This is a genomic window from Acidovorax radicis N35, assembly GCF_000204195.1.
Taxonomy (GTDB): domain Bacteria; phylum Pseudomonadota; class Gammaproteobacteria; order Burkholderiales; family Burkholderiaceae_C; genus Acidovorax; species Acidovorax radicis.
Genome location: NZ_AFBG01000020.1, coordinates 327,563 through 351,544 on the forward strand (window position 1 = coordinate 327,563; position 23,982 = coordinate 351,544).

The following is a 23,982-nucleotide window of genomic DNA, read 5'->3' on the forward strand; positions in this document are numbered from 1 at the left end:
CTTCAACGCGCGCCCACCCGCGGCGCGTATTTGAGCGTAGCGAGATAAGCGACCACGTCTTCGCGCTCACGTTCGTCGTCCAGCTGGTAGTCCATGCCCTGGCCGGGGATCAATGCCTCGGGGTTGGTCAGCCAGGCCTTCAGCGTGGCGCGCGTCCACAGGATCTTGCTGCTGCGCAGCGCGGGCGAATAGTCAAAGTCTTTCAAGGCCCCCGCGCGGCGGCCCACCACGCCCACGTGCGCGGGGCCGTCGCCATGCAGGGCCACGCTGTGGCAGCTGCTGCAATGCGCTGCATAGACGGCACGGCCGCGCTCCACCGACTGGGCCGCGCCAGGACTGTGCGCGGCCGACAGCAGGGCTGCCACCACACTGGCAAGACGTAGGGAGGGCAGCGGGGCGAGGTGTTTCATGGATGGTTTCAGCGTGCGATGGGTTTTGGTGGGCCGTGTGGCGGGGTGCCCGCAGTAGCCCCCGCAATACGGACGGACTTGCCGGCCGGATTCAAAGCGCGCTCCACGTTCGGGGCGTGTTCCCCGCTGCCGGGGTAGCCCGGGCGGGGCGCGGGTGCCGGAAAACACGTTTTTTTGCCCGCAGCTGCATCCAGATGGCCCGCTGTGGCGTATTCACCTACAGCAAACCCCTGCAATCCCGTGAAAGCCGGCCAATCCCAGAGAATGGGCGCATGAGCACCCCCCAACCAGACCGTGAACTGATGGACCTCCTCGACCGCATCGCTGCGCAGGATGACTCCGCGCTCAAAAGGCTGTACGAGCGCACCTCGTCACCGCTTTTTGGCCTGGCCCTGCGCATAGTTCGCAACCGCGATGTGGCGGAGGACGTGCTGCAGGAAGCTTTTTTGAGCATCTGGCGCGGCGCCAGCAACTACCGCGCATCGCTCAGCCCGCCGATGGCGTGGATGGGGCTCATCGTGCGCAGCCGTGCGCTGGATGCGCTGCGCAAGCGCACCAGCGACCGGGCGGACCTCATGAACGAGCTGGACGACGAGCTGGCCCAGACGCTGGAGGGCGATTCGCCCAACCCGATGGACGCCGCCGACGCCAGCGAGCAGTCGTTTGCGCTGCACCATTGCCTGGGCAAGCTCGACCACAAACAGCGCGAGGTGGTCAGCCTGGCCTACCTGCGTGACCAAAGCCACGGCGAGCTGGCCGAGCAGCTCAAGCTCCCGCTGGGCACGGTCAAGACCTGGATTCGCCGGGGGCTGGAGCAACTGCGCACCTGCATGGCGCGGTACGCCTGAGCACGGAAGGTCCACCATGAACATCACCCAACACCCCGACCTGCTCGACCGCCTGGCTGCCAGCTATGCTCTGGGCACGCTGCGCGGCGGCGCCCGCCGCCGTTTTGAAACCCTGGCCCGCGAGCACGCCACCGTGCGCGCCGCCGCCCTGGTGTGGCAGACCCGCTGGTCGGGCCTGACCGAGCTGCAAGCTGCGGTAGACCCCGCCCCCGCCGTCTGGACACGCATCGACAACCTCGTGCAGGCCGACCGGTCTGCGGCGGCCCTGCGGGCTTCGCGGGCCGCCGAATCGGCCGCAGCCCACGGCGGCTGGTGGCGCAACCTGCTGGTATGGCGCGGCGCCGCAGCCGCGGGTGCCATCGCCACGCTGGCGGCCGTGGTGGTGGGCGTGCAGGTAAACGGCGGCCTGCGCACCACCGCCGGTGCGCAGATTGCCGCACTGCAGCAGCAGCTGCAGGCCACACCCCAGATCCAGTACGTGGCCGTGCTGGCCGACGACAAGGCGGATGCCTCGATGCTGGTCACCTTCGACCCCAAGAACAACCAGCTCGTGCTGCAGCGGGTGGGCGGTTTCCAGGAGGGCGCAGACAAGTCGCTGCAGCTGTGGGCGCTGCCGCCTGCGGGGGGACCGCGTTCGCTCGGTGTGCTGGGGCAGGACAAGCTGCTCAAGCTCGTGGCCCAGGAGGGCGACGTGAAAGAGGTGCCCACGCTGGCCATCAGCCTGGAGCCGCTGGGCGGCGTGCCGAGCGCCACGGGCCCCACGGGGCCGGTACTGTTCAAGGGTGAGCTGATTCAGCGAATGCTTTAAGAACCTGTTCACGGGCCCTCGCGACCCCTGGCGACATCGTGGACAGATTCATGGCCCGAGGCGGGGCCGGACAGCGGCTGGCAGGCACACATGCGGACTGCCGCAGGGGCGATCAACTATTTTTGTCGTTTTTGAATCCATTGCGTGGCGCAGGGCGTATGTAGAAGGCAACATCTTCTTACAACTGCTTTTCACTGGAGACCGCGATGAATCACTGGCATCGAACCGCGCTGTTGGCGGCCCTGGCAACCACGGCCGGGCTGGCCCAGGCCGACACCGGCAAGCTGCTGCTCACGGGCGGCGTCAGCACCATTGCCGGGTCGGCCGGTGGCGGGCTGACCCCCTGGGCGGTGATCGGCAGCAACGCCACCGAAGGCGAGGTGGGCTTCAGCGGCTACGCCACCCGCGCGGCCACCCAAGACTACAGCCTGAACGGCTACGGCGTGGCCGTGGGCTTGTTCGACAGGGTGGAGCTGTCGCTGGCGCGGCAGGACTTTGACGCCTCGCCCGCCATAGCGCTCAATGGCATTGCGCCCTTTGGCGTGACGCCGGGGCAGCACATCAAGATGGATGTGGTGGGCGTCAAGGTCAAGGTGGCGGGCGACGCCGTGCTGAACGCCGACAGCTGGATGCCACAGATCGCCGTGGGGCTGGAGCACAAGCGTGTGCACCCGGGCTCCATCGGGTCGGTGCTCGACTTTTTGGGCACCAAGACCAGCGGCACCGACGTGTATGTGAGCGCCACCAAACTGTTGCTCGCGCAGAGCCTGCTGGTCAACGGCACGCTGCGCTCCACCAACGCCAACCAGAACGGCCTGCTGGGTTTTGGCTCTGCCGCGCCGGGCAAGAACAGCCGCAGCCTGCAGCCCGAGTTCTCCGTGGCCTACCTCATCAACAAGAACCTGGCGGTGGGTGCCGAAGTTCGCTTCAAGCCCAACAACCTGCAGGCGCTGGGCGCCGCTGCGGGCCTGGGCGCTGCGCTGCGCGAAGACGACTGGAAAGACATCTTCGTTGCCTGGGCGCCCAGCAAGAACCTGTCGCTGACGCTGGCCTACGTGGACCTGGGCCGCATCGTGCCCGGTGTCACCCACAACCGCCGCCAGACGGGTTACTACCTGTCGGCCCAGGTTGCTTTCTGACGTGGCAGCGCGCATTCCCCCTTTGGAGATTTCCATGAAGCACCACACCCTGATCGCCTGGGCACTCGCCCTGGGCGGCCTGCTGGCCCTGCCAGCAATCGCACAAACAACGGGCGCTGCAGCCCCAGCGGCTGCACACGCACCGGCGGGCCTGTACCAGGCCCTGGGCGAAAAGCCCGGCATCACCCGCCTGATGGACGATTTTGTGAACCGCGTGGTGAAAGACCCGCGCATCGGCGGCCACTTCAAGGACGTGAAGCCCGCCGCGCTCAAAGAGAGCCTGACCGACCAGATCTGCCAGTTGAGCGGTGGCCCTTGCAAATATGAAGGCGCTGACATGAAATCGGCCCATGCCGACATGGACATCAACAAGGGCCACTTCAACGCCCTGGTGGAGGTGCTGCAAAGCGCCATGGATGCCCAGGGCATACCGTTCGCTCAGCAAAACCGCCTGCTGGCCTTGCTGGCGCCCATGCACCGGGACGTGATCACCATCCGCTGAAGCTGTTGATATGAAAAATACTATGGTTTTTATAGCTGCTAGCGCTTTACTGACAAGCGCTGGCGCCGGAAATGTGCAAATCCAGGTGCTGGACCGCGAGGGCAAGCCGGTGCCCGAAGCCGTGGTGGTGGTGTACCCCGCTGCTTCGCCGGGCGCGGCCCCCAGCCTGCTGCAGGCCAGCCCCACCATCGAGCAGGAGCGCATGCGGTTTGTGCCCGCCCTGACGGTGGTGATGCCCGGCACCACGGTGCGGTTTACCAACCAGGACCGCTGGGACCACCATGTGCGCGGCGCCGCCGCAGGCCTGTCGTCCGCCCCAGCCACCAGCGGCTTCGAGCTGCGCCTGGAGGGCAAGACCGACGGCAAGCCGGCCAACTCCTTCGAGGTCAAGCTCGACACGGCCGGTGTGGTGCTGTTGTCGTGCCACCTGCACGGCTCCATGCGCGGCCATGTGTTTGTGACGGATTCGGCCTGGACGCTCAAGACCGATGCCGACGGCATCGCCCGCTTTGCCAGCGTGCCCGACGGCGCGGCCCAGGTGCGCGTCTGGCATGCCGAGCAACTGGTGGACTTGCCCCGCAAGGCGTTGAACGTGGCCCCGGGGCCGGTGCTGGACACCGTGCAGCTGAGCGTGGTGCCGCGCGTGCGGCGCGCACCGCCAGCGGCGCCTTCCAATACGCCGGGTGGGCCGACCGGGGGGTATAGCCAGGGACCAGTTGGGCATGGAGAGCAGGTTGCGCATCGGCATTGAGGGGCTGGTGGCTGTTGTTGCTTCTGGCTTTTGCTAAGGGCGGGAGCCGGGTCTCGGCCCGGCGGCCGAGGTACTTGTTCTTTGCTTCGCCAAAGAAAAGTACCCAAAAGAAAGGCGACCCCCAGTCTGCGACCCCTTCGCGGTGCGAAGGGGCAAACCTGCGTCGGGGCGGTTGCGGGGTGCGCCGTGGAACTCGCTTTGCGCTGGCGCGCGCCGCTCGGACAACCACGGCGAGCTAGAGCACGAAGCATGGGCGCTCCGACGCCCATGCCACCCCGCAACCGCCCCGCCGCAGGCGCAGCCAGCAGGGGGTTGGACAGCCGAACATCCAAACAGCCCCACGGGCCATTGCTTCGCTCGGCCCATCTCGCGGGCGCAAGCGCCACGCGCTGCGTAGCTTGGGCCGAGCGCAGCGACGGCCCGAATGGATGTCCGGCTGCGGGTTCCCTTCTGGATGCGCCTGGGGCGCGCAGGGCGCGGGGTGGCATGTGTGCCGAAGGACACACATGCTTCGTGAACTGAACCACCGCAGTTGTCCGAGCGGAGCGCCAAAGGCGCGCAGCGAGTTCTGCGGTGCACCCCGTGACCGAGCACCCCAGGTTGCCCCGTAGCGCAGCGAAGGGGTCGCAGACAGCAGGGTCGCCTTCTCTTTGGTGACTTTCTCTTGGCGACCCAAGAGAAAGTTACTGCGCCGCCGGGCGCACATCCCGGCCTCCGCCCTCAATCCAGGCACGCCGCACAGTTCAGCGAACGAGCGTGCCCAGGCTTCTACAAGCCCGAACGGTCGAAGATCACACGGACGCTATAAAAACAATAGCTGCTAGCGCATTATGGATAAGCGCCAGCAGCCAAAAACACCAAAAAAAACCAAGACGAAAATCATCACCCCGGCATCCGCAACCCCGAAGAAACCGAAGGCACATTCGACGGTCGATGCTGCTGCCCCTGCGGCTGCTCCACCCGCACCAGATGTGCATCGACAGCACCCCCCAGCCCCACATCCCCACGGGCCGGTGCATGGCCGGCACCTGCTCCGGAACCCGCCGCATTCGCACTCCCCCCAGGTGCCGTCAAAAACAGATACAGCGCCTGCGCATCCACATCACTCAACTGCCCCAGCGACTCAAAAGGCATCACCTGGATCGGTGTGCCATCCGGCCGCTTGCCGGTGCGCAGCATGGCCACAAAACTGGCTGCGTTGGGGTAGCGGGCCATGGCGCTGTCGGCACCAGGCCGGATGTCGGCGGCGGCCGGCCAGTCGGGTGGGCCGCCGGGGATCTTGCCGCCCGCCAGGTTGGCACCATGGCAGCCGATGCACATGTTGGCCACGTACTGGCCGTTGGGCAGCGTCACGCCCGCAGGCACGGGGCGCGAAGGGGCCAGCTGGTGGTCGATGCGCGCGGCCGCATCGGGGATGGCACCCAGGCCGTACAGCACCCAGGCGGGGCGGGGCAGATCGACCACCGCCTGCGTGCCCTCCTGGGGCTTGAACTGGCGCACATACGACACCAGGGCGTTCAGGTCGTCGTTGGTGAAGCGGTTGTAGTCCTCGCTGGGCATCACCAGCAGCGGGCGGCCATTGGGTTTGACGCCGTGGCGGATCACGCTGTTCCAGTCCTCGGGCTGGTAGCGGGCGACCACGCCAGCGGGGGTGATGTTGGGGCCCACGATGCGCGTGCCCTTGCCGTCGTTGACAAACTCGCGGCCCGTGCCTTGCGCGCCGTGGCAATCGGTGCAGCCGCGCGATGCATACAGATAGCGCCCACGCTCGATGGTTTGCGTGTCGGTGGTGTAAGCCACGGGGCGTGGCTTGATGTCGATATAGCGGTTGCGCTTTTGCTCGGCCAGATACAGGCCGCTGGCCGCCGTGGCGGCAACGATGACGCCCAGCAGCAGCGCGCTGCCAGCGGTCCATTTGATCCAGCGTTTCATGGTGGTATCCCTCTTCTTCGAATGAATGACTGACTGAACGAACGAATTCACGTGTTCAGGCGCCGGATTCTGAATTCGAAGAAGCGGTTTGTGACACCCTCCCACCGCAGGGTGTGGCGCAGCCGGTGACATATGTCACAAACGGCGCTCCGGTGTGGCGGGGCGTGCGTCAACCGCCCCGGTGCTCAGCGCTCGATGGCCTTGTTCCAGCGCGTGTTCCAGGCCGGGCGGTTGGCGTTCACGCTATCCCAGTCCAGCGTCACGGCGTTTTTCATCCACTGGCTGATCTGCGCCACCTGGGCCGCACCTTCACCCACGGCGGGGGCCTTGGGGTTGGTGGGGATCTGCGCGCCAAACTGCAGCACGTTGGCCTGTGCCAGCGGGCTCAGCAAAAATTCAGCAAGCTTTTGCGCCAGCTCGGGCTCACTGTTCTTGGCGATCACGCACTGGCCGGTCATCAGCACCACCGAGCCTTCCTTGGGCTGTGCGTATTCCACCGGAATGCCCTTGGATTTGAGCGCGGCCACGGCCGTGGGCGTGAGCGGGAACAGCGCGGCCTCACCCGTCTGCACCATCTCGGAAATCTTGGCCGAGCTGGGGATGTACTCCAGCACGTTGGGGCCAATGGTCTTGGCCCAGTTGTTGAAGCCCGGCTCCACATTCTTGTCGTTGCCGCCCTGGATGCGGTTGAACATCAGGAAGCCGTGCAGGCCGAACGATGAGGAGGGCATGGACTGGAACACCACCTTGCCCTTGTACTTGGGGTCCGCAAAGTCCATCCATGAGGTGGGCGCGGCCCAGCCCTTTTCGGTGAACATCTTGGTGTTGTAGGCGATGCCCGTCATGCCCAGGCTCACGCCGCTGGCCAGGTCGTCCTTGAAGCGGGCTGCGGGGTAGATGTCGTTCAGGTGTGGGTTGGGGCGCTGCTTCTCGCACAGGCCCATGCCCATGGCGCGCACCATCACGCCATCGTCCAGAAACATCACGTGCATCTGCGGCTTGTCCTTGTTGGCCTGGGCTTTGGCCAGGATGTCCGAAGAAGTGCCGGGCACGACCACCACCTTCGCACCGTGCAGCTTCTCGAACGCCGGGAACACGTATTGCGTGTAGGCCTTCTCCATGGTGCCGCCGTTCATGCCGATGTAGATCGTTTTCGTCTGCGCGGTGGCGATACCGGCCGTGGTGACAGCGGCCAGCGCAGCAGCGGCCAGGATTTTGCGGCGCGCGGAGCCTGCGTGGCGATGGGTGAAGGTGGTCATGGTGATTCCTTTCAGTGGGGGAGGGAAGGGGGCTTTCAGGGCTTGTTCGGTGGCGTGTCTGGTCAGTGGGCGGCCGCAGCAGTGGCCACTTGCGCCGCTGTGGTGGAGAGAAATCGCTCGATCGAAAAGGCCTCGATCGGCGTGGTGCTGCGGCCGTCGCGTGCCAGCTCGGCCAGCACCTCTCCGACGGCGGGACCAATCTGGAAACCTGCGCCTGCAAAACCAAAGCCGTGGATCAAACCTGGCGTGGTGCGGCTCTGGCCCAGCACCGGCTGGCGGTCGGGCAGATAACCCTCGGTGCCGCTCCAGGTGCGGATGAAGTGTGCGTTTTTGAGCGCGGGCAACAGCTCCACCGCCTGCACGGCCAGGGCCGCAATGGCACTGCGCTCCGAGCGGGCGCGGTCGGCATCCAGCGCCACACCGGCGCCACCGCCCAGCACCAGGTTGCCGCGTGCGACCTGGCGGCAGTAGATGCCGCCGCCTTCCACGCCCAGGCTCCAATGCATGAAGAACGGCAGTGGCTCCGTCACCGCCATGGCGGGGTGGCCGGACTGCAGGGGCACTGCCTCGCCAAACTGCGCAGCCAAGGCACCCGCCCAGGCGCCTGCGCAGTTGATGAGCACTGGTGCACGCACCGCTACTGCGTTGCCCGAGCGCACGGTGAACTGGTGTCCGTCGTGCTCCACCGCCGTCATGGGTGTACGTTCCAGAATCTGCGCGCCCGCGCGCCGTGCGGCCAGCGCAAAGGCGGGCGACACCAGGCGCGGGTTGGCCTGCCCGTCATCGGGGCACAGCGATCCACCCACCGCGCGCCCGCCCAGCCAGGGGCAGCGCTCGCGCAGCGTGGCGCCCGAGATCAGTTGGATACCCAGGTCAAAATCGCGGCTCAGCGCGGCGTAGTGTTCGAGCGAGGCCATGTCCGCCTCGCTGCGGCCGATCTTGAAGTGCCCGCTGCGCTGGTATTCGCCGTCGGTGCCAATCAGCGCAGGCAGGTCGGCCCACACCTGGTGGGCACGCTGCGCCAGTGGCAACTGGCTCACCGGGCGGCCCTGGCGGCGCACGCCGCCGTAGTTCACGCCGCTGGAGCGTGAGCCGCACAGGTCGCGCTCCAGCAGCACCACGCTGACGCCCTTGCGGCGCAGCGCCAGTGCGGCCGACGCGCCCACAATGCCGCCGCCCACAATGGCGACATCGGTGTCAATCGTTCGGGTGGCGGTGGTCATGCGGCGGCCTCCGCCGGGGTGTGGTGCGGTTCAGCGGCATGTGCTTGCAGATGGATCGGAATCGGCTTGATGGGCGCTTGTCCACGCAGGCGCCCCACTAGCTCTACCGGTTTGCTGGTGGCCTGGGCCAGGATTTCAGCCGCAGCCACGCCACACATGCGGCCCTGGCAGCGGCCCATGCCCACGCGGGTCAGGGCCTTGAGGCGGTTCATTTCGTCGGCCCCGGTGTTGCGGGCGCAGGCGCGCAGCTCGCCCGCCGTGATGTTTTCGCAGCGGCACACCACCAGCGCATCGGGCGCGTGGGCCGCCCAGTCGGTGGGGAAGGGGAAGGCGCGTTCCAGTCCTTGTCTGAAAGGCATCAGGTTCGTCAACTTGCGCTCTAGTTCTGCGGCACGTGCGGCATCTACCTTCACGCCGTGGTCGGCCAGCAGTGCCAGCGCGGCGCGCTCGCCCGCCCATTCGGCTGCATCGGCGCCCAGGATGCCCGCGCCATCGCCCGCCAGGTACACACCCGCCACGCTGGTGCGGCCCGCGCTGTCGCGCTCGGGCAGGTGGGCGCGGTGCATCGGCGCCCAGGCAAAGCGGCAACCCAGCAGGTCGGCCAGTTGGGTCTCGGACCGCAGTGCGTAGCCAAAGCCCACGGCGTCGCAGGGGATGGTGTGCTCGGTGTTCCCGTCGCTCCACACCACGGCGTTCACCCGTGTGTCGCCTTGCACGCGCACGGGCCGCACACCGGTGTGCACCGGCACGCCCTGCGCGCGCAGCCACCCCACGTAGTACAGGCCCTTGGCCAGCACGGTGGGCTGCGTCAGCATGCCGGGCAGGGCGGCCAACTGGTCGGCAAAGCGGGCCGTGTCCAGCACCGCGGCCACCTTCGTGCCTGCCTTGGCATATTGGTACGCCACCAGGTACAGCAGCGGCCCGGTGCCCATCAGCACCACGTTGCGCCCAATGGTGCAGCCCTGAAACTTCAGCGCCACCTGGGCGCCGCCCAGCGTGTACACGCCGGGCAGTGTCCAGCCCGGTAGGGGCAGCACCCGGTCGGTGGCGCCGCTGGCCACGATGAGCTGGCCGTAGGGCACCGTGCGCGTGGTCTGTGTGGGGCCGTGCAGCACATCGAGCAAGCCACCCTGGGCATTCCACACCAGGCTGTTGGGTTGGTAGTCGATGTGGGCGTCCAGACCATCCAGCGTGTTGTGCAATGCCGTGGCGCGCTTGGCCTCGGTGCCGTACAGCGTTTGTGGGCTGCGGGCAAAGTGCGCGGGCGGGCGGCGGTAGATTTGCCCGCCGCCGCGCGCGGCCTCGTCAATCAGCACGGGCCGCGCACCGTGTGCGACCAGGGTTTGCGCGGCGCGAATGCCTGCCGGGCCTGCGCCGACGATCACCGGTTGCAAGGTGGGAGCGGTCATGCGGGCTCCCCGGTGGTCAGCTGCATGCCTGCTTTCACAAAGGTGGCGCAAGACCGCAGCCGCTCACCGCTCGCAGTCAGCACCCAGCAGTCCTGGCATGCGCCCATCAGGCAAAACCCAGCACGCGGCTCGTGGCTGAACTCGTTGCGGCGCAACTGGGCGCGGTGGGTGAGGATGGCGGTCAACACCGTGTCGCCTTCGAGCGCGGTGGCAGGTTCGCCGTCGAGCATGAAGGGTACGGAGGCCCGATCTTTTTCGGCCACGCGGTGGAGCAGGGCTGGTTTCACGGTCATGAAAGTCGTGCCCATTTATTTACGTCCCACGAGCACGCGGTCCAGTCCGTACACCCGGTCCAGCAACACCATCGCGCAGGCTGTCAGGGCCACCATCAAGGCCGACACCGCCGCCATCAGCGGGTCAATCGACTCGGTGGCGTACATGTACATGCGCACCGGCAGCGTCACCGTGCTGGGCGAGGTGACAAAGATCGACATGGTCACTTCGTCAAAGCTGTTGATGAAGGCCAGCATCCAGCCGCCCGTCACGCCCGGCAAAATCATCGGCAGCGTGATGCGCGTGAACACCGTGGCCTGGCTCGCGCCCAGCGACAGGGCGGCGTGCTCGGCACTGCGGTCAAACCCCACCAGCGCCGCCACCACCAGCCGCAGCGTGTAGGGCGTGACGATGAGCGCATGCGCAAACACCAGCCAGCCAAAGCTGCCCGTGCCACCCAGCAGCGCAAACAGGCGCAGCAGGGCGACGCCCAGCACCAGATGCGGAATGATCAGCGGCGACAGAAACAGACCGTTGAGAAAGCCGCGCCCCGCAAACTCATAGCGCGTGATGGCAATGCCCGCAGGCACGGCCAGCACCGTGGCCAGCGTGGCCGATGCCAGCGCCAGCCACAGGCTGTTCCAAAACGACTGCACAAAGTCCGAATGCTCGAACACCGCCTTGAACCAGCGCAGCGAGAACTCGGTGGTGGGCAGCGTCAGCGTGTTGTGCGGCGTGAACGCCACGATGCACACCACCAGCAAGGGGGCGAGCATGAAGGTGATGACCAGCGCGTTGAACGCGAGGGCGAGAGGGCCGTTCTTCTGCATCGCTTCAGCCCAACGCTTTCTTGTAGCGGCCTTCAACCAGTCGGTTGTAGCTCAGCATCACCACCAGGTTGGCCACCAGCAGCGTCAGCGCAATGGCAGCGCCCAGCGGCCAGTTCAGCTCGTGCAGGTACTCGTCGTACACCACCGTGGCCACCATCTTCAGCCGCCGCCCGCCCAGCAGGCCGGGGATGGCAAACGAGCTGGCGGCCAGGCCAAACACGATCAAACTGCCCGACAAAATGCCTGGCAGCACCTGCGGCAACACAATGCGCCGCAACGTGGTGAACGGCGTGGCCTGCAGCGACAGGGCGGCGTTCTCCACACCCGGGTCCAGCTTCTGCAGCGATGTCCACACGGGGATCACCATGAAGGGCAGCATCACATGCACCAGCGCAATCACCACGGCAATCTCGGTGTAGAGCATCTTCACGGGGCCAATGCCAAGCCATTGCAGTGCGCCGTTCACCAGCCCCTCGGGGCCCAGCAGCATGCTCCAGCCAAAGGCCCGCACCACCACCGACACCAGCAGTGGCGCCAGCACCACCAGCAGCAAGATGGAGCGCCACGGGTTGCCCATGCGGCTCAGGATGTAGGCTTCGGGCGCACCAATCGCCACGCAGATCAGCGTGACCAGCCCGGCAATCCAGAACGTGCGCCAGAAGATCGTGTGGTAGTACGAATCGGTGAACACATGGGCGTAATGCTCCAGCGTGAACTCACCCGCCTTCACCCCCGTGGCCGGGTCAAACGCGTTGAACGACAACACCGCCGTGAGCGCCAGCGGCACCAGCAGCAGCACCGTGAACAGCAGCAGCGCCGGGCCTGACAGCCACCAGGGTGCGGCCTTTTTGTGCAGCAAGGTGGTGGCCAGGTTCATGGCGCCACCTCGGCGATTTCTTTGGCCTCCGGCTCGGCCAGGGCGGTCTCATCGGCGGGCAGCAGGCGCATGCAGTGGTCGGGCCAGTCCACGCCCGTGCGCTCGCCCTCGGCCAGGTCGGGGCGGCCGTCGTTGGGGGTCAGCACCATCAGGTCGCCCACGGGCGTGCCGATGCGGTAGAGCCACTGGCTGCCCAGAAAGAAGCGCTCGCACACTTCGCCATCGAGCCGGCCCTGCACGGCGGGCACCAGTTGCACCTTTTCAGGCCGAACGCTCAGCAGCACGGCCGCTCCGGGGCGGTAGCGGGCGCCGTTGATTTCCACCGTCAGCCCGCCCACGGCCACCTGCGTGTGGGTGCCATTGGCATGCGTTACCTTGCCTGGCAGCAGGTTGGCCTTGCCCACAAAGGTGGAGATAAAGCGGGTGCGCGGATATTCGTACACGCGGTGCGGGTGGTCGATCTGCGTGGCGCGGCCGGCCTCCATCACCACCACACGGTCGCTGATGGACATGGCCTCGCTCTGGTCGTGCGTGACCATGATGGTGGTCGTGCCCACCTTGCGCTGGATCTGCCGGAGCTCAAACTGCATTTCTTCGCGCAGCTTGGCGTCGAGGTTGGACAGGGGCTCGTCCAGCAGCAGCACGGGCGGCTCGATCACCAGCGCGCGCGCCAGTGCCACGCGCTGGCGCTGCCCGCCCGACAACTCACGCGGGTAGCGCGTGGCGTGCGCCTCCAGGTGCACCAGCGCCAGTGCCTGGGCCACGCGCTCGGCGCGCTCAGCCTTGGGCACCTTGCGCATCTCCAGCCCAAAGCTCACATTGGCCGCCACCGTCATGTGCGGGAACAGCGCATAGCTTTGGAACACGATGCCCAGCCCGCGCGTGTTGGCCTTGGCTTGCGTGATGTCCTTGCCATCGAGCTCAATGCGCCCGCTGGTCACCGCCTCAAACCCCGCCACCATCTGCAGCGTGGTCGTCTTGCCGCAGCCCGAAGGCCCCAGCAGCGACACAAATTCACCCTTTTGCACCGTGAGGTTCATGGCCTGCACCGCGCAGGTGCTGCCATAGAACTTGGTCACATCCGTGAGCTTGAGAAACGACATGGCGAAAGCCTTTCCGGGGGTGGCACTGCGCGGGTTGGCTGGAGCCTGTGCGTGCCACCTGCTTGTGGAGTTGCATGGATGGGCTGCGGGGCTTTTGAGTGTTTGCACCGGGGTGGTGCAATCGCCTCGCAAAGTTTGAAACAACCGCTCGATTCGATTGAATCTATTGCAATAAACAAACCAGAACGCTTCGGGTATTCCATTAAACAGAATTTTTCTTGAATTTATTCCATTCAATGAAATATCATGCCTTCGGTTTGAACACAAAATTCCACAGGAGCGATGTATGGAAGCCGCATCAACCGCCACCGGCGGCGTACCCCGGGTGTTTGCCGTCATCCGGGCCCTGTCGGCCGTGCAGGCCGAGGGCGGGCGAGTCACCCAATTGGCGCGTGCAGTGGGCCTCACGCAGGGCACCACGCACCGTTTGCTGCAATCGCTGGTGGCAGAGGGCATGGTCGAGCAGGACGAGCGCAGCAAGCTCTACCGCCTGAGCATGGACTTCTTCGCCCTGGCCGCCAAAGCAGGCAACCCCGGTGATTTGCGCAGCCTGTGCCGCCCCGTGCTGCTGCGCCTGTGCGCCAGCCTGGGCGACAGCATCTTTCTATTGGTGCGCAGCGGGTTCGACGCTGTGTGCCTGGACCGAAGCGAAGGCCCGTTCCCCATCCGCTCGTTCACCGGGGACATCGGCGGCCGCGTGGCCCTGGGCGTGGGGCAGGGTGCGCTGGCCATCCTGGCCTTCTTGCCCGAGGCCGAGCGCGAAGAGGTCATCCGCTTCAACCTCTCGCGCGTGCGCGAGTACGGCGTGTTTGACGAGGTCTACTTGCGCACCGAAATCGAGCGTGTGCGCCAGCTGGGCTACGCGGGCCGCAACACCGGCTTGCTCGAAGGCATGGCCGGTGTGGCTGTGCCCATCTGCGACCGCGAAGGCCGCGCCGTGGCCGCGCTGAGTGTGGGCACGATTGCGGACCGATTGAGCGCCGACCGCATGCCCACGGTGGTGGAACTGCTCAAGCGTGAGGCCGCGGCGATTGGGCCGAAGATCAATCCGTTTGATGCGACATTGAGAAGACCGGCGCAAAGTCTGTCAGGCGGGAGTGGCGAACGGCAGATCAACCCTGTTGGAATGGCAACCTCCACGCAAAGGGATTGATGGGAAGCGGCTCCAGGGACGCTGTTTTGAGTCAATCGCCGATCTCACAAACAGTTCAAAAAAGTTATTCCAAAGGACGTGTACGGGTGCGTGGTTAACCTCCAAGCGACAGGTGACCCGCGCCCCCTGGCGTCAACTGCGTGTCCGCGCGAGAAACGCTTTCAACTCACGACCCACAAGGTCTGTCGCCTCCAGCGCGAGCCAATGTCCATAGCCCGGATATCGGCGCACCACCTGCGCGCCGAAGCGATCCGCGAACGCGGGGGCAATGTAGGGGTCGTCATCGCTCCACAACACCTGCGAGGGAATGCGAGATGCAAGATCGCGCAGCTGCGTGTCCCACCCTTGGAAGTGAGAGAGTTCGCTGGCGCGAAAAAAGCGCAGCGCCATCTTCTTCATGGCGGGGGTGATCCGGTCGTAGATCTGATCGATTTGCGCGGTGGTGAGCCGGCTGGCGCCTTTCTTCATCTCGCGCGTGAAGGCTCGGCGGCTTGTTAGGCGCTGGGCCAGTTCGCCGATGAGGGGCGTACGCCAGATCTTGTGCAGCGTTGTCCATGGGTAGTCAGGCGAGAACGCCGTGTTGAAGATGGTGAGCGATCTGACCTTTTCAGGCCACTTGACGGCCCACGCCAAGCCAAATTGGCCGCCAATGTCATGGACCACCAGATGGAGCGGCTCCGTCAGCCCTGCCTGGAGGACCAGCCCGTCAACGAACCCCGCCAGGTGCTCCAGCGAGCAGTTGAAGTTCTGCGCAGCAATGGATCGCCCGTAGCCTGGCAGATCAGGTGCAAGGCACCGGTGCTCCGACTGGATATGTTCGATGAGGCCACTCCATACGTCGGAGGTGTCTGGATTGCCGTGCAGAAATAGCACCGGGGGGCCTATGCCCTTGTCCACCAGGTGCACCTGGTTTCCATCGACATTCAACATTTCGGCTCCTTATGGGTGATCAGCACTGGCGCCCGCGACGAGGAAGCGCAGCATGTTCTCAAGAACGTGTTCGAAGGCCGGGTCGGAATCGAGTTTTCCAGCCAACTGCAGCGAAACGGCTCCGTGGATGGCGCTCCAGAAAATCCGTCCTAGAAGTCGGGATTCTCCGGCCAGGAAGCCGCCTTTCACCAGAAGCTCTATGGGTGCGGCCATGATCTGCTCGGCACGCAGAGCGGCACGGGCCAGGTCCGGAAATCCCGCCACGTCAGGGTGCGGAAGGTCGAACATCAGCTTGTAGGCCCTGGGGTTTTCAAACGCGAAGCCGAGGTATGCCTGTCGCACAGCGGCTGAACGCTCCCAGGCGCCGGTCTCCGTGGCAAAGGCAAGCTCCAGGGATTCTGAAAAGCGGTCCAGTGCGGCCGCGGTGACCGCGGCCAGGATTTCGTTCTTGTCGCGAAAGTACCGGTAGGGCGTCATCGCGCTGCAGCCCAACTCCTGCGCAAGCTGCCGCACGGAGACACCATCGACGCCGTGATCGGCAAATGCACGCTCAGCCACTGAAAGTAGCCGGAGGCGAAAGTCCTGAACCTCTGCTTCCGTCAAAGCCTTTGGCATTGCATCTCCGTGTAATTTACATTGTAAATATACGATGTAAATTAAATTGGTGCAAGTATCAAATGAATGTGCCTGTGGGCCACTGTGATGCCGCCTACTTCTTGTGGGCACTGACGCGGCCGCCCTGTGGTTCAAAAAGCACGGCATTGTCAATGCGGTGGTGTGCCACACGGATGCACCGCTATAGTCCGCGCTCCCTTTGGGTCGGCTGCACATCGGCAACGGTGCGCGCTGCGGCCCTCCCGTTACTTTCAAGAAAACAGAACAAACATCATGGGTCTCCAGCAAGCCACTCCCGAATACCTCGACCAATGCCGCGCCGCACAACGGGCTGAGCAGGAGCAATCCCTGGCCCGCACCAACAACTGGGCGCACGTGGACAAGCCCCAGGCGCATGCCGACTTCGATACGTTCTACAAAGAATTGGCCCCGTTGATCGATGCAAACGAGCCTGCGTCTCCCGCCATCCAGGCCTTGATGGCAAAACACTTTGCCATCGTCTCGCGCTTTTATGTGCCCTCGCGCGAGGCCTATGTGGGCACTGCACTGTTCTACGCGGACAACGCCGAAATGAAGGCGTTTCACAATAGCTACCATCCCCGTCTGGTGGAGTTTTTGGGCGGGGCGGTGCACGCCTATGCCCAGCAGAACCTGGCCTGAATTCCCGGTCTGGCCCGCCCGCCACAGCCACGCTGGCCACGCGTTCTCAATGCACATGCAACCCCTCTCTGCACCGCATTCACCGCCGGAGCCCGTGCCGGCGTGTGCATCTTTGGCCGAGGCGTTGATGGATGACCCGTTCTATCAGGCCGTCACCATCGACCACGCGGCAGCCCCTGCACTGCGGCACCGGGTGCTGGCCCACTACTTTGCGCTGGCCATGGACGAGGCTTGTGCCGTCGGCGAGGTGCTGCAGGCAGGCCCCGACGGGGCAGCATTCTGGATCACGAACCGGGCCACCGCCAGCGAGAAGGCCATGCACAGCGCACGGCGCACCGAAGGCCTGGTCCGGTGCCTGGGGCCCCTGGGTTTCGACAACTACCAGCGCATCGCCGCTGCCATGGAAGAACAGGTGCCCGGCAATCTGCACAACGCCTGGTACCTGTCGATCCTGGGCGTGCGCCCGGCGGCCCGTGGCCAGGGCCTGGCGCAGCGGCTGATTCTGCCGACCTTGGTCCGCGCAGACCTGGCAGGCGCAGCCTGCTATCTGGAAACCTTCAACCCGCTCAGTCTTCCGTTCTACCGGCGCCTGGGGTTTACCGGCGAGACGGAGTGCGTTGAGCCCGTCTTGGGCCGCACGTACTGGCTGATGGCGCGCGATGCAGGGCCTCCATCCTGATGGCGGCGGCGGTTGCCAGCGCGCCTACTTTCTCGCAAGCCCTGCACTCAATTGCCATGGGTCATGGTTTGCCTGGCAAAGCGAAGATCTGCCCGCTCATCCCCGATTCGGGGCTGTCATTGATCACGTAGTATCGTTGGGCAATAGAGAGAAACAAGCCACCCAGCGAGGGCGAATCCTGTGCGATCCCTTGCTCGTCCGGCAGGGACTGGCAAGCAAGCTGGTGTGCGAGAGGGCAATAAATAATGAAGCGTGATGTTCGCTGGGCTGCGCTGCTGCTGGTGGTGGTGTACCTGTCGGTGTCTGCCACCACCGCTTGGCAGATATGGTCGGCACGAGAGCATTCGCTGGCCGAAATAGACACCCAGAACCTCAACCTGGCACAGACCCTGAACACCTACACGGAAGGCGTCATCACCCAAAGTGCCATGCTGCTTCTGGGCATCGTCGAGCGCCTTGAAGAAGAGGGGACGGAGCCCGGGCATCTGCAGCGCCTGCAACGGCTGATTGGCCGGCAAGAGCACCTGCTCAACCAGCTCAATGGCATGGCCATCTACGACCATGCGGGCAACCGGCTGATGTCCTCCATCGGCCCCGCACCAGCCCATGCGAGTGGGGCAGACAGGGCCTTCTTTGCGCACCACCGGGACAATTCATCCCCTGAGCCTTTTATCGGACCCGCCATCCAAAGCCGCTCCACGGGCGACTGGGTCATTACCGTCAGCCGGCGCTTTGACGACCATGACAAGCGCTTTGCCGGTGTCGTGGTCGTGAGCCTGGGCATCAAGGATTTCCTGGAGTTGTTTGGCAAGATCGACGTGGGCACGCAGGGGGCCATCGGCCTGTCTACCACCGGCGGGCAGATGCTGGTGCGCTACCCCTACCGCGAGCAGGACATGGGCCGCGACTTCTCCAAGTCTCCTAACTTCCAGCGCTTCTACTCGGGCGCGGTGTCTGGCACCGCCGCGTTCAAATCCGGCATCGACGGAACGCAGCGGTTGTACGCCTACCGCAAGAACGACCGCTACCCCCTGATCACCACCGTGGCCGTGGGCAAGGAAGAAGCCTTGAGCCGCTGGCGGCGCCAGGCGCTGCTCACCGCAGGTGTCGTGGGGGCCTTGCTGCTGGGCATCACGGCCATTGGGTGGCATCTGCTGATCGACATCCGCCGCCGCACCCGTGCCGAGGCTTCGTTGGTAGCGGCGCGAGAAGACCTGATGGCTGTGAACCAGAAGCTCGAAGCTCTGGCTGCGCAAGACCAGCTCACAGGCCTGGCCAATCGCCGCTGCTTTGATGAAACCTTGAATGTGGAGTGCCGCCGCGCCGGTCGAGAAGCTACGCCGCTGTCCCTGCTGCTCATCGATGTCGACCACTTCAAAGGCTTCAACGACACCTACGGCCATGTGGAGGGCGACGCCTGCTTGCAGGCGGTGTCGAAGTGCCTGGTGCAGTACGCAAAGCGCCCGGGGGATCTGGTGGCGCGCTATGGGGGCGAGGAGCTGGCCATCATCCTGCCCAACACCGACCTGCCAGGCGCGCAGGTCGTTGCAGAGGTGGTGCGTGAGCGAATTGAAGCCCTGGCCATCCGCCACGGCTCCAGCGCCTTCGGGCATGTCACGGTCAGTGTGGGCGCCGCATGCATGGCAGGTTCTTATGGGGAAGGCAGCGAGCGGCAGTTGATCGAGGCGGCGGACCGCATGCTTTACCGGGCGAAGGCCTCAGGCCGCAATCGGGTGGAGGCCTGAGCGGACAGAAAATGACAGTGCCACATGTTCCCCTATCGCACCCCAAATACCGCCCGGATATCGATGGTTTGAGGGCCATCGCGGTTGTTTCGGTGGTGGCCTTCCACGCATTTCCCTCCTGGATCGGGGGTGGATTCATTGGCGTCGATATCTTCTTCGTGATATCTGGCTATCTGATCTCCTCCATCATTTTTGAAAGCCTGGACAAAAAGGCTTTCAGTTTTTCTGAATTTTATGCGCGCCGCATTCGGCGCATATTTCCGGCGCTTCTATTGGTCTTGATAGCCTGCCTTGCCTTTGGCTGGTTTACGTTATGGGCAGATGAATACAAGCAGTTGGGCAAGCACGTCATGGGAGGCGTTGGATTTGTTTCCAATTTTGTGCTTTGGGGGGAGGCAGGCTATTTTGACAACTCTGCGGAAACCAAGGTCTTGCTGCATTTGTGGAGTCTGGGGATCGAGGAGCAGTTCTACATTGTCTGGCCCGTGCTGCTCTGGGTGGCCTGGAAGTGCAAATTCAATCTCTTCGCAATCACCGTGGTGTGCGCGATTTTATCCTTTGCGCTCAATATAAAAGGTGCAGGGCAAAATGCCATCACGACTTTTTATTCACCTCAAACCCGATTCTGGGAGCTTCTTTGTGGAAGCCTGCTGGCTTGGTTTTTTCTTTATGGGAAGGATGTGTGCAGAAGGTGGGCGGTTGCACTCCATGGCTGGCGAACCATCGCCGTTCATTACCAAAAAATCAAACCCCGCGATGGGTTCTTGTTGAACGTGTCGTCGTTGCTGGGTTTATTGTTGCTGGTGTATGGGTTCTGGCGAATCGATAAAAACATGAACTTCCCAGGTGTTTGGGCGGTAGTGCCTGTGCTGGGGACCATGTTGACGATTTCAGCGGGGCCAAGCGCATGGATCAACAGAAAAATACTGTCGAACAGAATCGCAGTCTGGTTGGGCTTGATCAGTTTTCCATTGTATTTGTGGCACTGGCCCCTGCTTTCCTTCGCGCGGATTGTGGAAGGTGAAGTGCCGAGCCGGGATGTCCGCATTGCGGCTGTCGCTCTGTCTGTGGTGCTGGCATGGCTGACTTATCGCCTGGTGGAGCGCCCGGTGCGGCTGGGCCGGCGCAGTCCATGGAAAGTGGTGGCGCTGGTGGCTTTGATGGTCACCGTTGGCAGTGCTGGATATATCGTCTACGACAGCGATGGCGTCAAATCACGGAGCCATGTGGTCAAAATGAATTCCATCAATGCCCAATTTGTGGGGCCGTTGTGGAAGTTTGCAAAAAATGACCTCTGCGAATCAAAATATCCTTTTACGGACACCGAAAAATATGGCTGGTGGTTTTGCATGGCCAATAGCCCGGAAAAGCCAACCCTGCTGTTGTTGGGCAGTAGCTTTGCCAACCATCTCTATCCGGGTTTTGCCCTGAATGATGAGTTCAAGCACCATTCGGTGCTCTCCATCGGGACTTGCGATGCCGGCTGGGTTGAAAGGTCTGACCCAACCACCGAGCTGACTTCCTTGCCCTGTTCTGGCCAGAGGCGGTTTGATCAGCAGGAGTTCATCAACCATCTTGTTGTGAAAGAGAATTCAATCCGATATGCGGTCATCGGTGGCGTTCGCCACAACACCGATCCAGGCTACCTGGAAAGACTGAGAAAAAGAATTGATTTTCTCGAAAAAAATAACATCAAAGTCATTGTTTTTAGCCCGCATGTGAGGCTGAAATACGATATCAAGGGCTGCTACGCGCGGCCCCTGAAAGAAACTGAAAAAACCTGCCTGGCTTCTGTGGATGATTATGCTGAAATAGCGAATAATTTCCATCGGCTGATGGGGTCAATTTTCAAAACCAATCCCAATGTTCTGGTATTCGATCAGAACACGGTTTTTTGCGATGCACGTGTGTGCCAATTCAAGCTCCCTGTCATGCCCGCTTTCAGGGATGAATATTCGCATTATTCAGAATTTGCCAGCAGACTGGTCATCGAGGAGTTTGCCCGGTGGGCCAAAATTCATGCCCCAGACATGCTGGCGCCCTGAAATCCCGATGCGGAGGGGCTCCCTTGTCTCGGCGCACCGGCCCCGTGGTCGGGCTGGCTTGCCTGTGGTGGCGGGCTGCATCTCTCCACCGGCTCATCCTGAAGCGGTCGGCAGTGCGTGGCACTCCTTCACCACCCAATCCCTGAACGCCTTCACCAACGGCGTCTGCGCCCGCGCCTCGGGGTAGACCAGGTAGTACGCATCGGTGCTCGTCAGCACCTGGTCTGACAGCTCCACCAAGCTCCCCGCCGCCAATTCCTGCTCAATCAAAAAGCGCGGCAGCAGCGCAGCACCCAGGTGGGAGACGGCAGCCTGGGCAATCATGGCGAAGTGTTCGGACTGGGGGCCGCGCAGGGCCAGGGCCGTGGGGGCGCCCACCAGCTCAAACCATTCGGCCCACTGCGTGGGGCGGGTGCTTTGCTGCAGCAGCACCACGCGGGTCAAATCCTGCGGGGTGTGGATGTTGTGGCGGTCACGGTAGGCGGGGCTGCACACAGGCACGGTTTCTTCGTGCATCAGGTATTCGCACACGGCGCCCGCCCAGTGCGGCGCGCCGAAGTGGATGGCAGCGTCAAACGGCGTGCCCGCAAAGTCAAAGGGCTCGGTGCGGGCCGAGAAGTTGACCATGGCTTCGGGGTGCAGCGCCATGAAGCCGCCCAGGCGCGGGATGAGCCAGCGCGTGCCCAGCGTGGGCAGCACGGCCAGGTTGAGCAGACCGTCGGTGCTGGAGAACGCCATGGTTTTTTGCGTGCTGGCCGACAGCTGTTGCAGCACGTTTTGCACGTCGGCGGCATAAACGCGGCCCGCATCGGTCAGCACCACGCGCTGGCGCACGCGGTGGAAGAGGGCGGTGCCCAGTTGATCTTCCAGCTGCCGGATCTGGCGCGATACGGCGCTTTGGGTGAGGTGCAGTTCCTCCGCCGCGCGCGACACGCTCTGGTGGCGTGCTGCTGCCTCAAAGGCCAGCAGGTCGGCTGTGGAGGGCAGGAAGGTGCGGCGCAGTAGGGTCATGCGTAGGAGGAATGATTGGCGGTGGCAAAAATTACATCTTTTTAGCCACGGGCGCTCAATTGATAAGCGTTCGTAGTCCTGATATTTTCAGATACTTCATTCTCATTTGTGATCAAGTAGTTCCATTTTTTTGCTATCCAGCACGGCGAGATTGGCGGATATTGGCGTATTCGCTGGGTGCTTTCTTCATCCGCTTTTCCCTTCTTCCCCCGCCTTCCTGACCTTTACGAGCCGCCATGCCTGCCACCTCTGCCGCCACCCTCCTTGTGACCGAAGTCGATCAACTGCTGCAACGCCTGGGCGTGCCCCGCGCCGCGTACACCGGCGGCACGCTGGCTGCCCGCTCGCCCATCACGGGCGAGGTGCTGGCCCAGGTGCCACAGCAAAGCGCTGCCGATGCCACGGCCGCCATTGGCCGCGCGCATGCGGCCTTTTTGGCGTGGCGCAATGTGCCGGCACCGCGCAGGGGTGAGCTGGTGCGCCTGCTGGGTGAAGAGCTGCGCGCCGCCAAGGCGGATCTGGGCCTGCTGGTAACCATCGAGGCGGGCAAGATCCCGTCCGAAGGCCTGGGCGAGGTGCAGGAGATGATCGACATTTGCGACTTTGCCGTGGGTCTGTCGCGCCAGCTGTATGGCCTGACGATTGCCACCGAGCGCCCCGGCCACCGCATGATGGAAACCTGGCACCCGCTGGGCGTGTGCGGCGTCATTTCGGCCTTCAACTTCCCGGTAGCCGTGTGGTCGTGGAACGCCGCGCTGGCACTGGTGTGCGGTGATTCGGTGGTGTGGAAACCGTCCGAGAAAACGCCGCTCACCGCCTTGGCAACGCACGCGATTGCGCAGCGCGCCATCGCACGCTTTGGGGCCGATGCGCCCGAAGGCCTGCTGGAGCTGATTGTGGGCCAGCGCGACCTTGGCGAGGTGCTGGTGGATGACGCCCGCGTGCCAGTGCTGTCGGCCACGGGCTCCACGGCCATGGGCCGCGCCGTGGGCCCGCGCTTGGCAGCGCGTTTTGCGCGCGGCATTCTGGAGCTGGGCGGCAACAACGCGGCCATTGTTGCGCCCACGGCCGACCTGAATCTGGCACTGCGCGGCATTGCCTTTGCCGCCATGGGCACGGCGGGCCAGCGCTGCACCACGCTGCGCCGCCTGTTTGTGCACGAAAGCATTTACGACCAGCTGGTGCCGCAGCTGGCCAAGGTGTACGCCAACGTGCAGGTGGGCGACCCGCGCACGCCCGGCACGCTGGTGGGCCCGCTGATCGACCGCATGGCCTTTGACGGCATGCAAAAGGCGCTGGAGCAAAGCCGTGCGCTGGGCGCCACGGTGCACGGTGGTGGCCGCGTGGAAGGCGTGGGTGGTGACCATGCGTACTACGTGCGCCCCGCGCTGGTGGAGCTGCAAAAACACGAAGGCCCCGCACTGCACGAAACCTTTGCGCCCATCCTGTTCGTGGTGCGCTACAGCACGCTGGACGAAGCCATCGCCATGAACAACGCCGTGGGCGCGGGCCTGTCGTCGTCCATCTTCACGCTCAATGTGCGTGAGGCCGAACAGTTCATGTCGGCAGCAGGCTCGGACTGCGGCATTGCCAATGTGAACATTGGCCCGAGCGGCGCCGAGATTGGCGGCGCGTTTGGCGGCGAGAAGGAAACGGGTGGTGGCCGCGAGGCGGGCTCGGACAGCTGGAAGGCTTACATGCGCCGCGCGACGAACACCATCAACTACTCCACCGCACTGCCGCTGGCGCAGGGCGTGACGTTTGACGTGTAACCCACGCG

23 protein-coding genes are annotated in these 23,982 nt (G+C 64.1%); 11 read left to right on the plus strand and 12 right to left on the minus strand.

The window, feature by feature from the left end:
* Positions 1–2 precede the first annotated feature (2 nt).
* The gene (locus ARADN35_RS0115270; protein ID WP_010463630.1) at positions 3–410 is read right to left on the minus strand and encodes a c-type cytochrome; all 408 of its coding nucleotides are present in this window, start codon (positions 408–410) and stop codon (positions 3–5) included.
* A 272-nt stretch (positions 411–682) separates the two neighbouring features.
* Here ARADN35_RS0115270 and ARADN35_RS0115275 point away from each other — a divergent pair, with 272 nt between their 5' ends.
* The 5 genes from ARADN35_RS0115275 to ARADN35_RS26445 all read left to right on the plus strand — a co-directional run bounded on the left by ARADN35_RS0115275 (position 683) and on the right by ARADN35_RS26445 (position 4,458).
* A complete protein-coding gene (locus tag ARADN35_RS0115275) occupies positions 683–1,258 on the plus strand; it encodes an RNA polymerase sigma factor (protein WP_010463632.1) in 576 nt (191 codons plus the stop codon).
* Between the two features lie 16 nt (positions 1,259–1,274).
* A complete protein-coding gene (locus ARADN35_RS0115280) occupies positions 1,275–2,066 on the plus strand; it encodes an anti-sigma factor (RefSeq protein ID WP_010463634.1) in 792 nt (263 codons plus the stop codon).
* Positions 2,067–2,272: 206 nt separating this feature from the next.
* On the plus strand, positions 2,273–3,205 hold the full coding sequence (locus ARADN35_RS0115285) for a DUF3034 family protein (RefSeq protein ID WP_010463637.1): 933 nt from the start codon (positions 2,273–2,275) through the stop codon (positions 3,203–3,205).
* A 34-nt stretch (positions 3,206–3,239) separates the two neighbouring features.
* Complete coding sequence (locus ARADN35_RS0115290) at positions 3,240–3,707, plus strand: group I truncated hemoglobin (RefSeq protein ID WP_010463638.1); 468 nt, start codon at positions 3,240–3,242, stop codon at positions 3,705–3,707.
* A 73-nt stretch (positions 3,708–3,780) separates the two neighbouring features.
* On the plus strand, positions 3,781–4,458 hold the full coding sequence (locus ARADN35_RS26445) for a cupredoxin domain-containing protein (RefSeq protein WP_010463640.1): 678 nt from the start codon (positions 3,781–3,783) through the stop codon (positions 4,456–4,458).
* 882 nt (positions 4,459–5,340) lie between these two features.
* On the opposite strand, the gene ARADN35_RS0115300 is transcribed toward ARADN35_RS26445, so the two are convergent.
* From ARADN35_RS0115300 to ARADN35_RS0115335, 8 genes are all read right to left on the minus strand, one after another.
* Positions 5,341–6,390 (minus strand): c-type cytochrome, encoded by a 1,050-nt coding sequence (locus tag ARADN35_RS0115300; protein ID WP_010463642.1) that lies wholly within the window; start codon positions 6,388–6,390, stop codon positions 5,341–5,343.
* Positions 6,391–6,575: 185 nt separating this feature from the next.
* Positions 6,576–7,649, minus strand: a complete 1,074-nt coding sequence (locus ARADN35_RS0115305) for an ABC transporter substrate-binding protein (RefSeq protein WP_010463644.1) — start codon at positions 7,647–7,649, stop codon at positions 6,576–6,578.
* Positions 7,650–7,711: 62 nt separating this feature from the next.
* A complete protein-coding gene (locus ARADN35_RS0115310) occupies positions 7,712–8,872 on the minus strand; it encodes an NAD(P)/FAD-dependent oxidoreductase (RefSeq protein ID WP_010463646.1) in 1,161 nt (386 codons plus the stop codon).
* Positions 8,869–10,281, minus strand: coding sequence for an NAD(P)/FAD-dependent oxidoreductase (locus tag ARADN35_RS0115315; protein ID WP_010463648.1), 1,413 nt, complete (start codon positions 10,279–10,281; stop codon positions 8,869–8,871). The genes ARADN35_RS0115310 and ARADN35_RS0115315 overlap by 4 nt, the downstream gene beginning before the upstream one ends.
* Entirely contained in the window at positions 10,278–10,574 is a 297-nt protein-coding gene (locus tag ARADN35_RS0115320) for a (2Fe-2S)-binding protein (protein WP_100199499.1), read from the minus strand. Before ARADN35_RS0115320 ends, ARADN35_RS0115315 begins: the two co-directional genes overlap by 4 nt.
* 15 nt (positions 10,575–10,589) lie before the next feature.
* The gene (locus ARADN35_RS0115325) at positions 10,590–11,384 is read right to left on the minus strand and encodes an ABC transporter permease (RefSeq protein WP_010463652.1); all 795 of its coding nucleotides are present in this window, start codon (positions 11,382–11,384) and stop codon (positions 10,590–10,592) included.
* Between the two features lie 4 nt (positions 11,385–11,388).
* A complete protein-coding gene (locus ARADN35_RS0115330) occupies positions 11,389–12,261 on the minus strand; it encodes an ABC transporter permease (RefSeq protein ID WP_010463654.1) in 873 nt (290 codons plus the stop codon).
* On the minus strand, positions 12,258–13,364 hold the full coding sequence (locus tag ARADN35_RS0115335) for an ABC transporter ATP-binding protein (protein WP_010463657.1): 1,107 nt from the start codon (positions 13,362–13,364) through the stop codon (positions 12,258–12,260). Before ARADN35_RS0115335 ends, ARADN35_RS0115330 begins: the two co-directional genes overlap by 4 nt.
* A 286-nt stretch (positions 13,365–13,650) precedes the next feature.
* On the opposite strand from ARADN35_RS0115335, the gene ARADN35_RS26450 reads away from it, so the two are divergent.
* Positions 13,651–14,517 carry an IclR family transcriptional regulator gene (locus ARADN35_RS26450; protein ID WP_010463658.1) on the plus strand — a complete coding sequence of 289 codons (867 nt, stop codon included), beginning with the start codon at positions 13,651–13,653 and terminating at the stop codon, positions 14,515–14,517.
* Positions 14,518–14,649: 132 nt separating this feature from the next.
* Here the strand turns inward: ARADN35_RS26450 and ARADN35_RS0115345 are convergent, their stop codons facing one another.
* Both ARADN35_RS0115345 and ARADN35_RS28220 read right to left on the minus strand, forming a co-directional pair.
* Positions 14,650–15,447 carry an alpha/beta fold hydrolase gene (locus ARADN35_RS0115345; RefSeq protein ID WP_010463660.1) on the minus strand — a complete coding sequence of 266 codons (798 nt, stop codon included), beginning with the start codon at positions 15,445–15,447 and terminating at the stop codon, positions 14,650–14,652.
* Between the two features lie 9 nt (positions 15,448–15,456).
* Positions 15,457–16,062, minus strand: a complete 606-nt coding sequence (locus ARADN35_RS28220) for a TetR/AcrR family transcriptional regulator (RefSeq protein ID WP_010463663.1) — start codon at positions 16,060–16,062, stop codon at positions 15,457–15,459.
* A gap of 273 nt (positions 16,063–16,335) precedes the next feature.
* Between ARADN35_RS28220 and ARADN35_RS0115355 the strand changes: the two genes are divergently transcribed.
* The 4 genes from ARADN35_RS0115355 (at position 16,336) to ARADN35_RS0115370 (ending at position 21,191) form a co-directional block, all read left to right on the plus strand.
* Positions 16,336–16,722: a TipAS antibiotic-recognition domain-containing protein gene (locus tag ARADN35_RS0115355; RefSeq protein WP_010463665.1), complete on the plus strand. Its 387-nt coding sequence runs from the start codon at positions 16,336–16,338 to the stop codon at positions 16,720–16,722.
* 55 nt (positions 16,723–16,777) lie between these two features.
* Positions 16,778–17,401 (plus strand): GNAT family N-acetyltransferase, encoded by a 624-nt coding sequence (locus ARADN35_RS0115360; protein WP_081474662.1) that lies wholly within the window; start codon positions 16,778–16,780, stop codon positions 17,399–17,401.
* A 245-nt stretch (positions 17,402–17,646) separates the two neighbouring features.
* Entirely contained in the window at positions 17,647–19,146 is a 1,500-nt protein-coding gene (locus tag ARADN35_RS0115365) for a sensor domain-containing diguanylate cyclase (RefSeq protein ID WP_010463669.1), read from the plus strand.
* Positions 19,147–19,157: 11 nt separating this feature from the next.
* Positions 19,158–21,191, plus strand: a complete 2,034-nt coding sequence (locus tag ARADN35_RS0115370) for an acyltransferase family protein (protein WP_029414059.1) — start codon at positions 19,158–19,160, stop codon at positions 21,189–21,191.
* Positions 21,192–21,284: 93 nt separating this feature from the next.
* Here ARADN35_RS0115370 and ARADN35_RS0115375 read toward each other — a convergent pair whose 3' ends face one another.
* Complete coding sequence (locus ARADN35_RS0115375) at positions 21,285–22,202, minus strand: LysR family transcriptional regulator (RefSeq protein ID WP_010463673.1); 918 nt, start codon at positions 22,200–22,202, stop codon at positions 21,285–21,287.
* A gap of 236 nt (positions 22,203–22,438) precedes the next feature.
* Here ARADN35_RS0115375 and amaB point away from each other — a divergent pair, with 236 nt between their 5' ends.
* Positions 22,439–23,974 (plus strand): L-piperidine-6-carboxylate dehydrogenase, encoded by a 1,536-nt coding sequence (amaB, locus tag ARADN35_RS0115380; protein ID WP_010463675.1) that lies wholly within the window; start codon positions 22,439–22,441, stop codon positions 23,972–23,974.
* The last annotated feature ends 8 nt before the right edge of the window (positions 23,975–23,982 follow it).

Excerpts from the sequence above, each read along its gene's own strand:
- ARADN35_RS0115305 (WP_010463644.1), bottom strand. The coding sequence starts at position 7,649 with ATGACCACCTTCACCCATCGCCACGCAGGCTCCGCGCGCCGCAAAATC.
- ARADN35_RS0115300 (WP_010463642.1), bottom strand. The coding sequence starts at position 6,390 with ATGAAACGCTGGATCAAATGGACCGCTGGCAGCGCGCTGCTGCTGGGC.
- ARADN35_RS0115310 (WP_010463646.1), bottom strand. The coding sequence starts at position 8,872 with ATGACCACCGCCACCCGAACGATTGACACCGATGTCGCCATTGTGGGC.
- ARADN35_RS0115335 (WP_010463657.1), bottom strand. The coding sequence starts at position 13,364 with ATGTCGTTTCTCAAGCTCACGGATGTGACCAAGTTCTATGGCAGCACC.
- amaB (WP_010463675.1), top strand. The coding sequence starts at position 22,439 with ATGCCTGCCACCTCTGCCGCCACCCTCCTTGTGACCGAAGTCGATCAA.
- ARADN35_RS26450 (WP_010463658.1), top strand. The coding sequence starts at position 13,651 with ATGGAAGCCGCATCAACCGCCACCGGCGGCGTACCCCGGGTGTTTGCC.
- ARADN35_RS0115365 (WP_010463669.1), top strand. The coding sequence starts at position 17,647 with ATGAAGCGTGATGTTCGCTGGGCTGCGCTGCTGCTGGTGGTGGTGTAC.
- ARADN35_RS0115375 (WP_010463673.1), bottom strand. The coding sequence starts at position 22,202 with ATGACCCTACTGCGCCGCACCTTCCTGCCCTCCACAGCCGACCTGCTG.
- ARADN35_RS0115285 (WP_010463637.1), top strand. The coding sequence starts at position 2,273 with ATGAATCACTGGCATCGAACCGCGCTGTTGGCGGCCCTGGCAACCACG.
- ARADN35_RS0115275 (WP_010463632.1), top strand. The coding sequence starts at position 683 with ATGAGCACCCCCCAACCAGACCGTGAACTGATGGACCTCCTCGACCGC.
- ARADN35_RS0115270 (WP_010463630.1), bottom strand. The coding sequence starts at position 410 with ATGAAACACCTCGCCCCGCTGCCCTCCCTACGTCTTGCCAGTGTGGTG.
- ARADN35_RS0115325 (WP_010463652.1), bottom strand. The coding sequence starts at position 11,384 with ATGCAGAAGAACGGCCCTCTCGCCCTCGCGTTCAACGCGCTGGTCATC.
- ARADN35_RS28220 (WP_010463663.1), bottom strand. The coding sequence starts at position 16,062 with ATGCCAAAGGCTTTGACGGAAGCAGAGGTTCAGGACTTTCGCCTCCGG.
- ARADN35_RS0115280 (WP_010463634.1), top strand. The coding sequence starts at position 1,275 with ATGAACATCACCCAACACCCCGACCTGCTCGACCGCCTGGCTGCCAGC.
- ARADN35_RS0115360 (WP_081474662.1), top strand. The coding sequence starts at position 16,778 with ATGCAACCCCTCTCTGCACCGCATTCACCGCCGGAGCCCGTGCCGGCG.
- ARADN35_RS0115315 (WP_010463648.1), bottom strand. The coding sequence starts at position 10,281 with ATGACCGCTCCCACCTTGCAACCGGTGATCGTCGGCGCAGGCCCGGCA.
- ARADN35_RS0115320 (WP_100199499.1), bottom strand. The coding sequence starts at position 10,574 with ATGACCGTGAAACCAGCCCTGCTCCACCGCGTGGCCGAAAAAGATCGG.
- ARADN35_RS0115330 (WP_010463654.1), bottom strand. The coding sequence starts at position 12,261 with ATGAACCTGGCCACCACCTTGCTGCACAAAAAGGCCGCACCCTGGTGG.
- ARADN35_RS0115370 (WP_029414059.1), top strand. The coding sequence starts at position 19,158 with ATGACAGTGCCACATGTTCCCCTATCGCACCCCAAATACCGCCCGGAT.
- ARADN35_RS0115290 (WP_010463638.1), top strand. The coding sequence starts at position 3,240 with ATGAAGCACCACACCCTGATCGCCTGGGCACTCGCCCTGGGCGGCCTG.
- ARADN35_RS0115345 (WP_010463660.1), bottom strand. The coding sequence starts at position 15,447 with ATGTTGAATGTCGATGGAAACCAGGTGCACCTGGTGGACAAGGGCATA.
- ARADN35_RS0115355 (WP_010463665.1), top strand. The coding sequence starts at position 16,336 with ATGGGTCTCCAGCAAGCCACTCCCGAATACCTCGACCAATGCCGCGCC.